The sequence below is a fragment of the Dysgonomonas sp. ZJ709 genome, assembly GCF_011039195.1.
Taxonomy (GTDB): Bacteria; Bacteroidota; Bacteroidia; order Bacteroidales; family Dysgonomonadaceae; genus Dysgonomonas.
Map to the genome: position 1 here is coordinate 53,104 of NZ_JAAKEM010000002.1, position 14,263 is coordinate 67,366.

The following is a 14,263-nucleotide window of genomic DNA, read 5'->3' on the forward strand; positions in this document are numbered from 1 at the left end:
TTATTTTCTCATTTCATTAAAGCCATCACCATTTTTATTCGTTCTTCGATTGGTAATTCGGCATTCATCCAATGGATGTGTAAACCTCGTTTTTCCATTCCTCTAAACCATGTCATCTGACGTTTGGCGAACTGATGAATAGCTATTTCGAGTTGAGAAAACATCTCTTGATAAGAAAGTTGATTAAGTATGTATAGGGTTACATATTTATATTCCAAGCCGTAATAAATAAGATCTTCCGGGACGATTCCTTTGGCTAAAATAGCTTTGACTTCGTCTATCATCCCTTCTTCTAACCGGTCTTTGAGTCTCTTTGATATTTTTAGACGGCGGAGTTCTCTGTCTATATCTACTCCTATAATAAGGCTGTTTAGTGGCGGAAATTCGTTTTGCTCGAGGGGGTGATCTTTCTTATATTCTTCGATTTCGATAGCCCTTATTGCCCGTTGGGCTGTATCTACATCTGTTTTGTTATGTAATGACTTGTATGCGGATAGGATTTCTTCCAATTCAGACAGGCTTTTGCCTTCATACTTTGTTCGCAGTTCTTTATTTTCGGGAACGTTGGCTAATGAATACCCTTTTAGTACCGATTCGATATATAATCCCGATCCTCCGCAAAGAATGGGAAGTTTATTCCTGTTTTTTATGTCAGTATATACTTTGTGAAAATCGTGCTGATACTCATATATGTTGTACTTCTCTCCTGCATCGCATATATCTATCAGGTGATAAGGTATAGCTTTGCCATCAACGATATAGTCGTCCAAGTCTTTTCCTGTACCGATGTCCATCGACCGATATACCTGACGTGAGTCACCGCTTATTATTTCAGCATCTAGATTATGTGCCAATTGGCAGGCAAAAGTAGTTTTACCCGAAGCCGTAGGACCTATTATTGTTATCGAATCATAGTTATTCATGACTGCAAAAATATGAAAAAGAGAGCTGATATGCTCTCTATTAAGCAATTTTACACAATTTAATATTTGTTCTTCTGATAGATATACGTCGATTGTTCAAAAAAACGAGTTATATTTGTAGCTTAATAGAAATCTACATTTTAAAATAGCGAATGAAAGAAGTAAAAAGCTTAGTAAACAATATTGTGGGCGCATGCCAAGATAAGAAAGCAAAAAACATTGTGGTTGTTGATATGACAGAGTTACCCGGTACCATCTGTCAATATTTTGTAATTTGTGAGGGTAATATGCCGACTCAAGTAGGGGCGATTTCCGATCAGATCATTAATGAATTAAAGAAAAAAGGAGAGCGCCCTATTACTGTCGATGGGCTACGCGAAGCCCGTTGGGTAGGAATCGATTATGGCACAGTTATTGTACATGTGTTTATACCGGAATTACGCGAATTCTACAATATAGAGCACCTTTGGGCTGATGCAAAACTTGAATCAATACCTGATGTTGATTGACAACAATTTGCAGAACCCGCTTGTTATATCTTGGAAGAAAAAATAATAACTAAATAGAAGTTTCCGGAGAAAATATATGGATAACTACAATAAAGGAGAAAATAAACAACCCAAAGGACCTAACCTGAAAGGACCTAAGATGCCTTTCAATATGGTATGGGTGTATATGTTTATTCTGGCAGCAATTGTCGGAATGTATTTCTTTACAGAGAATAGCATGTCGAAAGAGATTGGATGGTCAGAATTTCAAGGTTATGTCAAAGATAATAGTGTCAGCAAAATTGTTGTAGACAATAAAGCAAACTCACTAAAAGCATTTATAAGAACGGATTCGGTAAAGCATGTTTTCAAGAATGACGCAGAGCGTGCCGGAGAAAATCCTGTGATTTTTGTTAAAATACCTTCTGCTGACAGATTTTCAGACTTTTATGATCGTGTAAAAGCCGAACATAACTATAATATAGATGTCAGTTATGAAGCGACTACTAGTGCTACCGATGTGCTGTTAAGCTTCTTGCCGTTTATTCTTATTATAGGTTTATGGATATACATGATGCGACGCATGTCGGGCGGTGGCTCCGGTGGTGGAGGCGGTGTATTCAGTGTTGGTAAGTCGAAAGCACAATTGTATGACAAAGGTTCAGATCTACGAGTAACATTTAAAGATGTTGCAGGTCTTGCCGAGGCTAAAGAAGAAATAGAAGAGATAGTAGAATTCCTTAAGAATCCTACACGATATACAGAAATAGGAGGTAAAATACCTAAAGGCGCTTTGCTTGTAGGCCCTCCGGGAACAGGTAAAACATTGTTGGCAAAAGCCGTAGCAGGTGAAGCTAATGTTCCGTTTTTCTCAATGTCTGGTTCTGACTTTGTAGAAATGTTTGTTGGGGTAGGAGCGTCACGTGTACGTGATTTATTCAAACAGGCTAAGGAGAAATCTCCTTGTATTATATTTATCGACGAGATCGATGCTGTAGGTCGTGCCCGTGGAAAGAATCCGAATATGGGTTCGAACGACGAACGCGAGAATACATTGAATCAGCTATTGACAGAGATGGACGGTTTTGGCACAAATAGTGGTATCATTGTTCTGGCTGCAACCAACCGTGCTGATATATTAGATAAAGCATTACTTCGTGCAGGTCGTTTCGATCGTCAGATTAATGTAGATCTTCCTGATTTGAATGACCGTAAAGAAATCTTTAAGGTGCATTTACGCCCTGTGAAGATCGATGACTCAGTAGATATCGAATTCTTAGCTCGTCAGACTCCCGGATTCTCGGGTGCTGATATTGCCAATGTATGTAACGAAGCTGCCTTGATTGCTGCTCGTAAAGGGAAGAAAGTGGTTCAGAAAGATGATTTTACCAATGCTGTCGATCGTATTATCGGTGGTTTGGAAAAGAAAAATAAAGTAACAACCATTCATGAGCGTAAGACTATTGCTATTCATGAATCGGGACATGCTACTCTAAGCTGGTTCTTGAGGTATGCCAATCCGTTGGTGAAGGTGACAATCGTACCGCGAGGTAAAGCGCTTGGTGCTGCCTGGTACTTGCCCGAAGAAAGACAGATTACGACTAAGGAGCAAATGCTTGACGAAATGTGTGCTTTGCTGGGTGGTCGTGCAGCCGAAGAGGTGTTCGTAGGACATATATCCTCAGGTGCAGTGAATGACTTGGAGCGTGTTACTAAACAGGCTTATGCAATGATTTCATATATGGGTATGAGCGATAAATTACCTAACCTGTCTTATTATGATTCTACAGGTGATAATTATGGCTTTACTAAGCCTTATAGTGAGGAGACAGCCTTGCTGATAGATAAGGAAGTACAAGCAATGATTAATGAGCAATATGAAAGAGCGAAGCAATTGCTTCTTCAATATAAAGACGGACATAAGGCATTAGCTGATAGATTAATGACTGAAGAAGTTATTTTTGCCGACGATCTTAAGAAGATATTTGGCGAACGCCAATGGGAATCTCGTTCGGAAGAATTAATAAGAGAAACAGAAGGCTTAGTTAAAGATGTTAAGGTGGAGGAAATAAAAGGTGATTCGGAAGTATTGCCTGAAGGTGTTCAGCCATAATAACATGATTTAAAATATATAAAGCAAAAGGTACGACTGTAAAGGTTGTACCTTTTGCTTTTTTATACTGATAATATTCTAATTTTTAATTACTTTTGTTTTCGTTGAAAAAACCAAAAATTAGATTCCATTGAAACTACCAAATATTGTTGTACGTATACTTGCAGGAGCCGTTTTTGTGGCTTTTTTGTTGGGCGGTATTCTTGTTGATGAATATACTTTTGTCGGAGTGTTTGCTCTCATTACAGGTTTAGCTTTATATGAGTTTTACATATTGATCGAGAAAACGGCAAAGGTGCCTATATCTAAGACGCTTAATATAGTAGCCGGAGTCTTTTTGTTTCTGGGAGGTTATCTCTATAATTTCCATTCGGGATTATTGGGTTTTGTTATCTATCTTCTTCTTTTGTTTATAATATTTATAAGTCAGTTGTATCAGAAAAAAGAAGATCCGATAAAATGTTTGGCTTATTCAATCTTCGGACAAGTATATATTGCAGGTTCGTTGGCTCTGTTGAGTTATCTGGCACGACCTTTCTTTGAAGATACCTATCAGAGTATCTATATACTTGCCATTTTTGTGTTTATATGGGTGAATGATTCGTTTGCTTATCTTACAGGTATGGCATTTGGTAAACACCGTCTTTTTGAACGTATATCTCCTAAAAAGTCATGGGAAGGATTTATAGGAGGTGCGATATTCTCAATTGCATCCTCGCTTCTGTTTTATTATTTCTCAGTATCGAGTCTGAATATGTATCAGTGGATGGGGTTTGCAGCCGTGACTGTCGCTTGCGGCACTTGGGGCGATCTTTTCGAATCACTGATAAAGCGTACTTTGGGTGTTAAAGATTCCGGTAATATGATTCCGGGTCATGGAGGTATTTTAGATCGTATGGATAGCACATTGTTGGCTATTCCTGCCGTGGCGATCTATTTATGCTTTCTGCATTTTATCTGAATTTTATTATTGTTGTTGTAAGGATGGCAATAAATAAGAAAAGGAGACCCATTGTTTGAATCTCCTCTTCTTTATTTTATATTTTTCTAAGAAATATTACATTATCCCTTTTTCTCTCAGTTTAAGTTGCCATTTCCAGGCAGAGGCCATAGTGTCTTCTATGTTTTCCTTAGCCGTCCATCCAAGAACATTGTTGGCACGACTAGGTTCTGCCCATATCTTTTCTATGTCTCCAACACGGCGATCTACTATTTTATAATTCAGTTTTGTCCCCGATACTTTTTCAAATACTTTTATCAATTCGAGAACTGAAACTCCTTTTCCTGTACCCAGATTGAATATTTCCACCTTTTCTTCCGATTTGTTTCCGAGCATACGATCTATAGCGATTACGTGAGCCTTTGCAAGATCGACTACGTTAATGAAATCACGGACGCACGATCCGTCAGATGTGCTGTAATTATCTCCAAAAACACTTAGTTGTTCGCGTATGCCTAGAGCTGTTTGGGTAATGAACGGAACAAGGTTTTGAGGCACACCGTTTGGTAATTCACCTATCTCTGCAGTAGGATGCGCTCCCACCGGATTGAAATAACGCAATATGATGCTTTTTATATCTGCACCTGAGCGTACAGTGTCTTGTATAATTTCTTCGTTTATCTGTTTCGTATTTCCGTAGGGCGATTCTGCCGGTTTAATAGGTGCTGTTTCGTCTATCGGATTCTTATCGGGTTCTCCATAAACGGTGCATGATGATGAGAATACGATGTTTTTGACTCCAAACTCGGGCATCAGTTCAAGTAAATTGATCAGAGATACCAGATTGTTGCGATAATAAAGCAATGGTTTTTGCACCGATTCTCCTACTGCTTTACTGGCAGCAAAGTGGATAATTCCTTTTATGTCAGTATGTTTCTTGAATAGCCTTCTTAGCCCTTCAAGATCATTGCAGTCTAATATTTCAAATTCAGGTCTTATTCCTGTAATCCGCTGTACGCCATCGATCGAATCGGCTGTAGAATTGGATAAGTTATCAATAACTACTACCGAGTAGCCTGCGTTTTGCAATTCTACTACTGTATGTGAGCCGATATATCCGGCCCCACCCGTAACTAGTATTTTTCCTTTCATTTAAGCATTAGTTTTTTATAAACAACAAATATATGAAAATCGTATGTAATGGGAGATGATATACGGCTAATTTATTACCTTTGCACTATAAATATTACATTATGAGGAAAGTTCTGTTCTTATTTGTTACTCTGTTTCTATTGATTACGTTAGGTGCTTGTTCGTCTGTGGATGGCGATGCTAAAGAAGCTGCCGAATTGAATCTGAAATCATTGGAATATATCAGAGATAATGAATTGGATAAGGCAGCCGCAGCTTTCGAAGAATCGCAGGCGATAATTGCCCGCTATAAAGGAGCCGATCATTTTGATGAATTCTATAAAGCATATTCGAACTATATGTCGAATGCCTCGGATAAATAAAATAAAAAACAATCTTATATATTCTCACTATGTCTGAAGATGTAAATAATACTGACACGAACACAGAAGAAACGAAAAAGAGCCTCAATTTCATAGAGGTGATAGTCGAAAAGGATCTGGCTGAAGGTAAGAATGGCGGTCGTATACAGACCCGTTTCCCACCTGAGCCTAACGGTTATCTTCATATAGGTCATGCTAAAGCGATCTGTATGGATTTTGGCATCGCCCAGAAATATGGTGGTATATGTAATCTGCGTTTCGATGATACTAATCCGGTGAAGGAAGATGTAGAATATGTAGATTCTATTATGGAGGATATACAATGGCTAGGTTACGATTGGGCTAATGTGTATTATGCATCCGACTATTTTCCTCAGTTATGGGAGTTTGCTGTTCAATTGATAAAAGAAGGTAAAGCTTATATTGACGAGCAATCGGCTGAAGTGATAGCAAAACAAAAAGGCACACCGACGCAAGCCGGAGAAAATAGCCCGTATCGCGATCGTCCGATAGAGGAGAATCTCGATTTGTTCGAAAAAATGAATGAGGGTTTGTTGGAAGAGGGTAGCATGGTGCTTCGTGCTAAGATAGATATGGCATCATCGAATATGCATTTCCGTGACCCGATTATATATCGTATTATTAAATATCCTCATCACCGTACGGGGAATACTTGGCATGCATATCCGATGTATGACTTCGCTCATGGCGAATGTGATTATTTCGAAGGTGTGACACACTCTATATGTACATTAGAATTTGTAGTGCATCGCCCGCTTTATGATTGGTTTATCGATCAATTGGCTACGAGCGACTATCGTCCGCGTCAGTTTGAATTTAACCGCTTGAATCTTACTTATACCGTTATGAGTAAACGTAAGTTGCTCCAATTGGTACAAGAGGGATTGGTTGCAGGTTGGGACGATCCGCGTATGCCTACGATTAGTGGTTTCCGTCGTCGCGGATACACTCCTGAGTCTATTCATAGTTTTATAGATAAAATAGGTTACACTAAAACAGATGCTATTAACGATATCGGATTGTTAGAGTATTCCGTTCGTGAAGATTTATACAAAAAAGCCTACCGTGTATCAGCTGTTCTTGATCCTGTGAAATTGGTTATAACCAATTATCCGGAAGGGAAAACAGAGAAACTGGTGGCACATAATAATCCGGAAGATGAAAATGCAGGGGATCATGAAGTTCTTTTCTCGCGTGAGTTATATATCGAGAGAGATGACTTTATGGAAGATGCTCCTAAGAAATATTTCCGTTTGACTCCGGGTAACGAAGTTCGATTAAAACATGGCTTTATCGTAAAATGTACCGGTTGTAAACGTGACGAAAATGGCGAAGTTGTTGAAGTATATGCAGAATATGATCCATTGACTAAGAGCGGAATGCCTGAAAGTGCCCGCAAGGTAAAAGGAACTATTCATTGGGTATCGACAGAAGATTGCTTTGATGCCGAAGTGCGTATTTATGATCGCTTGTTTATGGTTGAAAATCCAAGTGAGGATGAACGTGACTTCCGTGATCTTATTAATCCCGATTCAATGAAAGTGCTTAAAGGCTGTAAGATTGAGTCATATCTGAAAGATGCGCAGGCATTAGATAAATTCCAGTTTCAACGTTTAGGTTATTTCTGTGTCGATCCCGATTCAACAGCGGAAAATATGATATTCAATCGTACTGTTCCGTTAAAAGACTCTTGGTCGAAAGCTAAAGATAAATAAATGACATTTAAAGATATATCTGAACTTGTACGTAAGTATGAGGAGGCTCTCGAATTGGGTAAAAGTATCTATCTGGATGCTGACGACTTCGATGAGTTGGCCGATTATTTCGATACAAATGCCGATACTGATGCTGCCCGTGATGTTATAGACGCAGGTTTGGCTATTCATCCCGAGAATACTTCTTTGTTGCTAAAGAAGGCTAAGTTTGCTACTTATGATGGTGAGTACACAGAGGCTCTTCGTTTGCTTAATAGTATAACTTCGTACGACTTCGACTCTTATCTGGTTAAGATAGAATGTTATTTGCAGCTGGGTCTTTTAGCTGAGGCGTATGCCCTTACGAAAGAGATATTAGAGGAAGAAGACACCGATTTGGACAATGCATTGGCCGAATTGGGTTTTTTGTATGTTGAAGCTGATTATTTCGATGAGGCAGTTCTTTATTTCAACAAAAGCTTAGAATATAATTCTGATAATGTCGATGTACTGTCGGATCTTGCTTATGCTTATGAGATGTTGGGCGATTATGATGCGGCTATAGTTGCCAGCAATAAGATACTGGATATAGATTCTTATAGCTATGAAGCGTGGGTAAATGTAGGGAAATTGCATTCGTTGAAAGATGAATTTGAAAAGGCTATAGACGCTTTCGATTTTGCTTTGGCTATCAATGATTCGGATGAGAATGTATTGAAGCTTAAAGCTCATTGCTTATCTCTTTGCGAGCGGGTATCCGAGGCTATCGAGATCTTTGATGGTCTCCTCTTGTCTAATCCGAGCGATACTTCTATTTATTTCCTTTTGGCAGAATGTTACCAATCATTAGAGTTGTATGAAGAGGCACTTGCCTATTTGGATCAGTATGAAGAGCTGGTCGGCAGAAGCACGGAAGTTGTGTCGAAAAGAGTACAAATCCTCCTTTTGCAAGGAGAATTAGATGCTGCATTTCGTCTTATAGATGATCAGATGAGTAATGATAAAGATTCTGTTGATCTAAGTATTATTGCCGGTGAAATAAAATTGAGACAGGAATTGTATGATGAGGCGGAGGCTTATTTGCTAAAGGTGTATCCTGATAATCAGGAAGATTTTCACTTGCTCGATATGTTGGCAATTGTCAATGTAAAGAAAGAGGATTATCTGAAAGCTATCGAATATACAGAGCAATTGTTAGATCTCGATCCGCTTAATCTGGCTGTGAAACAACGCTTAGCCTTGCTGTATTTCGAGATAAATGATAATGAGCAGTTTAATGATTTACTCGAGCAGTTTACTGATAAAGAGTTGTTGTCTCTCTTCAGATTTATCTATAATCCACATTCTGATGAACATTTCGATAGGGATCAGCTGATTTTTTACTTGAATGATGCACGTGAACGCAGAACTCTGTTCAAGAATTTGAAGTACTAAGACAGTTCTAATCCAAACTCATCTTTTAAACGGCGGAGACTCTCATTCTCTTCCATCATTAAATTGAATTTCTCGGCAGGAGTAAACGCCAGTTTTTTCTCATTGTCTTCGCTTATACGTACCTGCATCTGTATTTGAGTATTGCGAAGTTGCAGCTTCAATTTATTGAGAATATCCATTTTGTACTCAAGAAGCCTTTGTTCCTGCATCGGATTGTTGACAATAATCTCAAATATATTATTATCCTGAAGATTCGGGAGGCAGTTCAGCATCGTATTCTTTAGATGATGCTCTTCAATCAATACTTCTGCATAAGCTTTCCACTCTTTTATCAATTGGATAGGGGTGAAGCGTTCGGTCAATACTTCCGATTGTGTTTCTACTCTAATTTCTTCTTCCTTTTTCTCCTGATTGAACGCAGAAATAGATATGCCAAGACCACCTACGCCGGGCGATCTGGATGCTTTATTTACGGCTGGCTTATCATTGGGTAGGTTTGCTACTCTCGAAGTCACAGCAGGCTGAGCATTCGGTTGCGGTTGCGTTGCTGCTACTGCAAGACGTGGTGCTTGTGCTGCTGCCTGTGCTTGAGGAGCAGGCTGTTGGGTATTTCCCTGATTGGGTGAAAATATAGGTTCAATTACCTGCTTTTTTTTTTCGCCTTCCATTCCTGCTTGAGGTGAAGACGATTGACATAAGCGGATAATGGTAAGATCGGATAGTAGACGTTTGTTTCGGCTTAACCTGTAATTCAAATCGCTCTCGTTGACTATCTCTATAGCTCGGTAAAGAAATTCGTTACTACACCTCTTGGCTGTTTCTATGTATCGCTCCCGAATGGATGCCCCAACCTCAAACAGTTCTGCCGTTTTAGCATCTTTGCATAGTAATAAATCGCGGAAGTGAGAGGCAATTCCTGTAATTACATTATTTCCGTCAAACCCTTTACTTAGTATATCGTTCAGAATAAGCAGTCCATCCACTACATTCCCGGTGAGGATACAATCTGTTAGTTTGAAGTAATATTCGTAATCCAGTACATTCAGATTGTCTATTACGGCTCTGTAAGTAACATTTCCTCCTGTGAAACTAACGACCTGATCGAATATCGACAGTGCGTCGCGCATACCGCCATCAGACTTTTGGGCAAGTACATTCAGTGCTTCCGGCTCGGCGGTTACGCCTTCTTGCGAAGCAACATATTGTAAATGCTCGACAGTATCTTTTATTGTTATGCGGCTAAAATCGTATATCTGACAACGTGAAAGTATAGTTGGTAATATCTTATGCTTTTCGGTTGTTGCCAATATGAAGATAGCATGATGTGGTGGTTCTTCCAATGTTTTGAGGAAAGCATTGAATGCTGCTTGCGACAACATGTGAACCTCATCTATGATATATACTTTGTATTTGCCTATTTGTGGGGGGATGCGTACTTGCTCGATGAGCGAACGGATATCATCCACCGAATTGTTAGATGCTGCATCTAATTCGTGTATATTGAATGAACGTTGCTGATTGAAAGCAACGCACGATTCGCATTGATTGCATGCTTCGCCGTCGGCTGCGGGAGACAGGCAATTGATTGTCTTGGCGAAAATACGGGCACATGTAGTTTTGCCAACACCTCTGGGGCCGCAAAACAAATAAGCATGAGCTAATTTACCTGTTGCTATTGCATTTTTGAGAGTTGTTGTCAGCGCACGTTGTCCTACAACCGAGCCGAAGGTCATGGGGCGATATTTTCGGGCTGAAACTATATAATTGTCCATATTTATTTTTCTCCTTTAGTATTACAAATGTATAAAAAAAAGTCGAGAGTAAAATGTGAAAAATGGACTGTATCTGTCCAATGAGATTTAATCATTCTTTTAGTCATACAAGTGTGTAAATATTGGGGTGGTGTTATACCGGAATAGCAAATCTTTTATCGGATTAAAGATAAAAATGAAATATTGACTTTGGATAAATTTGTTGATTCCCCGTATGTTTAAGTAGTATATAAGTATTTATTTGATTTTTTTTCATTCAAAATCGTTGTTAATATAAAAATAATTATATCTTTGTACTCGCTAACAAAATAGCTGCGCATGTGGCGTAATTGGTAGCCGCGCCAGACTTAGGATCTGGTGTCGAGAGACGTGGGGGTTCGAGTCCCTTCATGCGCACAAAGCCTGATAGAGAAATCTGTCAGGCTTTTGCGTTGTATGTATTCCACTATTTTGATAGTAGAGAAAACATATTGCATCATATATCAGATAAGATATATAAGATTTTGAAAGTTGAATGTAAATAGTTTTTTTGAAAATATTTTTATATAAAAGAAAGAGCGTTGCCGGTCCGCAACGTTCAATTATGTGTTTTCAATTTGTTTTTGTATTGAGCTACAAATCAATGTGTATCAGTTTCTAGGTCTATTTGATTCGTTTCAGTATTCTTCAGAAGTCTATTAATTTTACTTCTAATACTGTACTTATCTACATAATCTTCAATTGTTATAATTACGTGAAAATGTTTACCTCGTAATTCTTTTAATGAAACATCTAAAACTCCATTTATAGAAGATATCAGAGGAAGGACTTCTTCAATTTTAGAAATTGAATGATTTCTACAGCATATATTAATAACATTATTATCTTTATCTTTATCAATAAGTTCTCTTTGGGAAGATGATTGTCTATTCGTTTGTAGAATAAGTCTTCTGAGACTTTTTATTTCATCCATGATAAACTCTTGTTGCGAAACCTCTTTTTGGTCAATTTTAGCAACTTTAAATTCTCCAAAATGTTTTAAAAATGTACTAAACTGAGGGTCTTCTTGTGATTTTTTGTATGTTTTCTTTATTTTATCAATAAGTTTTATTTTGAAATCTTCAATCTTATTATAACGTAGATCTCTTGGATATTCTAAATGTTCTATAGGGGAAGTATCAAAAGAATAACTCGTTTTCTCATCCTTTACAATTATCGTTGGTTTATCAAATGCCAATCTTAATCCTAATTCAAACATTACATTTGGATTTTTCCCACTAACATCACAGATTACAATAGGATTATCATATAAATTTTGAACAATTCTTTTTTGGATAACACCAATATCATCTGCATTACTTACAATATTAGCTTCAAATCCTGCTCTCTCAATGCATGAAGTTAGGATGTACATTGCATCAGCCCAATGACTCTCATTACAACCATCTATTGCTGATATAGGCATGACGATGCCACATACAGGTCTTAATTTATCGTTTGCTTGCTCTGCAATAATAGTATTTTCCAAAGTATCTTCTTTTCTCATTTATTTTAACTTTAAAACAAAGTTAAAATATTTAAAATACATTCAAAATATTATGACAAGATAATATAGTCTCTAATAGTTTTAATCTTTTAATAGTCAGTTAGGATATAGATTTTACGGATAAAATAGTTTATCTATCCACACCCACAAAACTTATCCACTCCCTCACCTTTACAAAACCCTCTATAAAGGCACAATAAAACCTTTATCCAAATGTGTCATCCCGAACTGAAAGGAGGGATCTTCTATAACATTAGCTAATAGCTATCAGCTAATAATCTCAAGAGATAATAGATTCCTCACTACGTTTCGGAATGACAGAGAGAAAATAACAGAGAAAAAATGACGGAGGGAACGATCGATAACACAACCTATACCTCATAATTATATGATACATATATCAAACTCACATTAATTTAGAAAGGGAATGACAAAAGTCATTCCCTTTCTCGCTCCCATTAGATGTTTAATTATAAGCAGTACTTGGAGCATTTTCTAGGTTTGGGTTCGGTGAATAATGAGGGTGTTTTTAAGAGTATCAGATATTATTTATTCGTGTTTACAATGCTGTCGGTTTCGAAATAGGCGTCAATACATGTATCATCGTGGATGCGGCATATAAGTGTAGCATCCGATAAATGAATTTTGATTAACAGATCGGGTTTCTTTTCTTCGGGTTTTGCGATATTATATTTCAGGTAAAGTTTCACGACCTCATCAAAAGTCAGTCCGATACATTCTTCGGGTGTAATGGGGAGAGACGCATGGCGGAAGTCGTCCGGCATATCGTTCTTTGTATTGTGTTTTTCGTTCTTTTCAGACATAGCATATAGTTTAACAAACTTGCCTGTCCTCTAGCAAGACATTTAACAATAAAGAAGCGGGAGGACATTAACCTATCGTTGCACTGGGAGTCGAAGCCCATACACACAGATAAGAAACGCCTCCCGCCCTATATGATAAGGCGGATTAGGCGTCTACTGTCCATCGTGTGTAATACTAAATTTCGACTTTTGTGCAACACGAAATCAGCTAAACGCTTAATATCTAAACTATATTATGTCTTGTCATTTCTGACAGGACAAAGATATAGATATTCTTTTATATTTGCTTTAAAATACATTTTCTAAAATATTATCAGAGAGTTCATCTTGACTTTTGCTCTGTGGTTAAAAGAAAAGTCGAGACGCATTCAGATTATAACATCACAAAAATAGAGCCTTACCCTGCAATAATATATTTTATCGGACGATATTATATTTACTGAATATCAGCAGCTTTTTTATTTTTCGGAATATAAAAATAAAGAATACGGCAAATTCTTATTTGAGTTGCGGTAAAATATCTTAATTTAGCACTAAACTTCGAAGAGATACATTTGTTTAATCAACTGATAACGATATATAAATATGGAAGCTGTTGCCGAAAAGAAAAAGAAAACCAATCACGGAAGGAATATACGGATTGCGAGAACCTGTCAGAATATCACTCAGGAAGATTTAGCTTTCAGGGTAAGTATGTCACAAAGTAAAGTATCTGCTTTGGAACTGGAAGAAGTAATAGAAGATCCTGTCCTTGATAAATTCGCAACGGCTCTAAATATTCCTGTTGGTTTCCTAAAGAATTTTGAACCGGAAGAAGTTATCAAATCGTTTACAGTAACAGATAATACATTCACAAATACCTCTGCTGAAAATTCTCATGAGATTTTAAATCAAGGTATATGTGAACAAGAAAATAATTACAATTATCCTATTGATGATATTAAAGACTTATACGAAAGACTCCTCAAAGAAAAGGATAAGCAGATAGAAGAACTAAAAGCAAAACTTAAATAAA

12 protein-coding genes and 1 tRNA gene are annotated in these 14,263 nt (G+C 37.6%); 8 read left to right on the forward strand and 5 right to left on the reverse strand.

Annotated elements, in window-relative coordinates; all coding sequences use genetic code 11:
- Positions 1 to 8: 8 nt before the first annotated feature.
- A complete protein-coding gene (miaA, locus tag G7Y56_RS02480) occupies positions 9 to 923 on the reverse strand; it encodes a tRNA (adenosine(37)-N6)-dimethylallyltransferase MiaA (RefSeq protein ID WP_165040812.1) in 915 nt (304 codons plus the stop codon).
- A 152-nt stretch (positions 924 to 1,075) separates the two neighbouring features.
- On the opposite strand from miaA, the gene rsfS reads away from it, so the two are divergent.
- The 3 genes from rsfS (at position 1,076) to G7Y56_RS02495 (ending at position 4,485) form a co-directional block, all read left to right on the forward strand.
- Positions 1,076 to 1,432 (forward strand): ribosome silencing factor, encoded by a 357-nt coding sequence (gene rsfS, locus G7Y56_RS02485; RefSeq protein WP_165022801.1) that lies wholly within the window; start codon positions 1,076 to 1,078, stop codon positions 1,430 to 1,432.
- Positions 1,433 to 1,508: 76 nt separating this feature from the next.
- Positions 1,509 to 3,524 (forward strand): ATP-dependent zinc metalloprotease FtsH, encoded by a 2,016-nt coding sequence (gene ftsH / locus G7Y56_RS02490; protein WP_165040814.1) that lies wholly within the window; start codon positions 1,509 to 1,511, stop codon positions 3,522 to 3,524.
- A 130-nt stretch (positions 3,525 to 3,654) separates the two neighbouring features.
- Positions 3,655 to 4,485 (forward strand): phosphatidate cytidylyltransferase, encoded by an 831-nt coding sequence (locus tag G7Y56_RS02495; RefSeq protein WP_165040816.1) that lies wholly within the window; start codon positions 3,655 to 3,657, stop codon positions 4,483 to 4,485.
- Positions 4,486 to 4,581: 96 nt separating this feature from the next.
- On the opposite strand, the gene galE is transcribed toward G7Y56_RS02495, so the two are convergent.
- Positions 4,582 to 5,616, reverse strand: a complete 1,035-nt coding sequence (gene galE / locus G7Y56_RS02500) for a UDP-glucose 4-epimerase GalE (RefSeq protein ID WP_165022776.1) — start codon at positions 5,614 to 5,616, stop codon at positions 4,582 to 4,584.
- Between the two features lie 101 nt (positions 5,617 to 5,717).
- Between galE and G7Y56_RS02505 the strand changes: the two genes are divergently transcribed.
- The 3 genes from G7Y56_RS02505 to G7Y56_RS02515 are packed head-to-tail and all read left to right on the forward strand — an operon-like array spanning position 5,718 to position 9,127.
- Entirely contained in the window at positions 5,718 to 5,978 is a 261-nt protein-coding gene (locus tag G7Y56_RS02505) for a hypothetical protein (RefSeq protein WP_165022773.1), read from the forward strand.
- 29 nt (positions 5,979 to 6,007) lie between these two features.
- The gene (locus tag G7Y56_RS02510) at positions 6,008 to 7,714 is read left to right on the forward strand and encodes a glutamine--tRNA ligase/YqeY domain fusion protein (RefSeq protein ID WP_165040818.1); all 1,707 of its coding nucleotides are present in this window, start codon (positions 6,008 to 6,010) and stop codon (positions 7,712 to 7,714) included.
- A complete protein-coding gene (locus G7Y56_RS02515) occupies positions 7,715 to 9,127 on the forward strand; it encodes a lipopolysaccharide assembly protein LapB (RefSeq protein ID WP_165040820.1) in 1,413 nt (470 codons plus the stop codon).
- On the opposite strand, the gene G7Y56_RS02520 is transcribed toward G7Y56_RS02515, so the two are convergent.
- On the reverse strand, positions 9,124 to 10,899 hold the full coding sequence (locus G7Y56_RS02520) for a DNA polymerase III subunit gamma/tau (RefSeq protein ID WP_165040822.1): 1,776 nt from the start codon (positions 10,897 to 10,899) through the stop codon (positions 9,124 to 9,126). The genes G7Y56_RS02515 and G7Y56_RS02520 overlap by 4 nt on opposite strands.
- Before the next feature lie 314 nt (positions 10,900 to 11,213).
- On the opposite strand from G7Y56_RS02520, the gene G7Y56_RS02525 reads away from it, so the two are divergent.
- Positions 11,214 to 11,295, forward strand: a tRNA-Leu gene (locus G7Y56_RS02525).
- A gap of 223 nt (positions 11,296 to 11,518) precedes the next feature.
- Here the strand turns inward: G7Y56_RS02525 and G7Y56_RS18480 are convergent.
- Together G7Y56_RS18480 and G7Y56_RS02535 are read right to left on the reverse strand one after the other, a co-directional pair.
- The gene (locus tag G7Y56_RS18480) at positions 11,519 to 12,424 is read right to left on the reverse strand and encodes a hypothetical protein (RefSeq protein WP_221412534.1); all 906 of its coding nucleotides are present in this window, start codon (positions 12,422 to 12,424) and stop codon (positions 11,519 to 11,521) included.
- Positions 12,425 to 12,969: 545 nt separating this feature from the next.
- Positions 12,970 to 13,248: a hypothetical protein gene (locus tag G7Y56_RS02535; protein WP_165040824.1), complete on the reverse strand. Its 279-nt coding sequence runs from the start codon at positions 13,246 to 13,248 to the stop codon at positions 12,970 to 12,972.
- Positions 13,249 to 13,833: 585 nt separating this feature from the next.
- Here G7Y56_RS02535 and G7Y56_RS02540 point away from each other — a divergent pair.
- Positions 13,834 to 14,262, forward strand: a complete 429-nt coding sequence (locus G7Y56_RS02540) for a helix-turn-helix domain-containing protein (RefSeq protein WP_165040826.1) — start codon at positions 13,834 to 13,836, stop codon at positions 14,260 to 14,262.
- The last annotated feature ends 1 nt before the right edge of the window (position 14,263 follow it).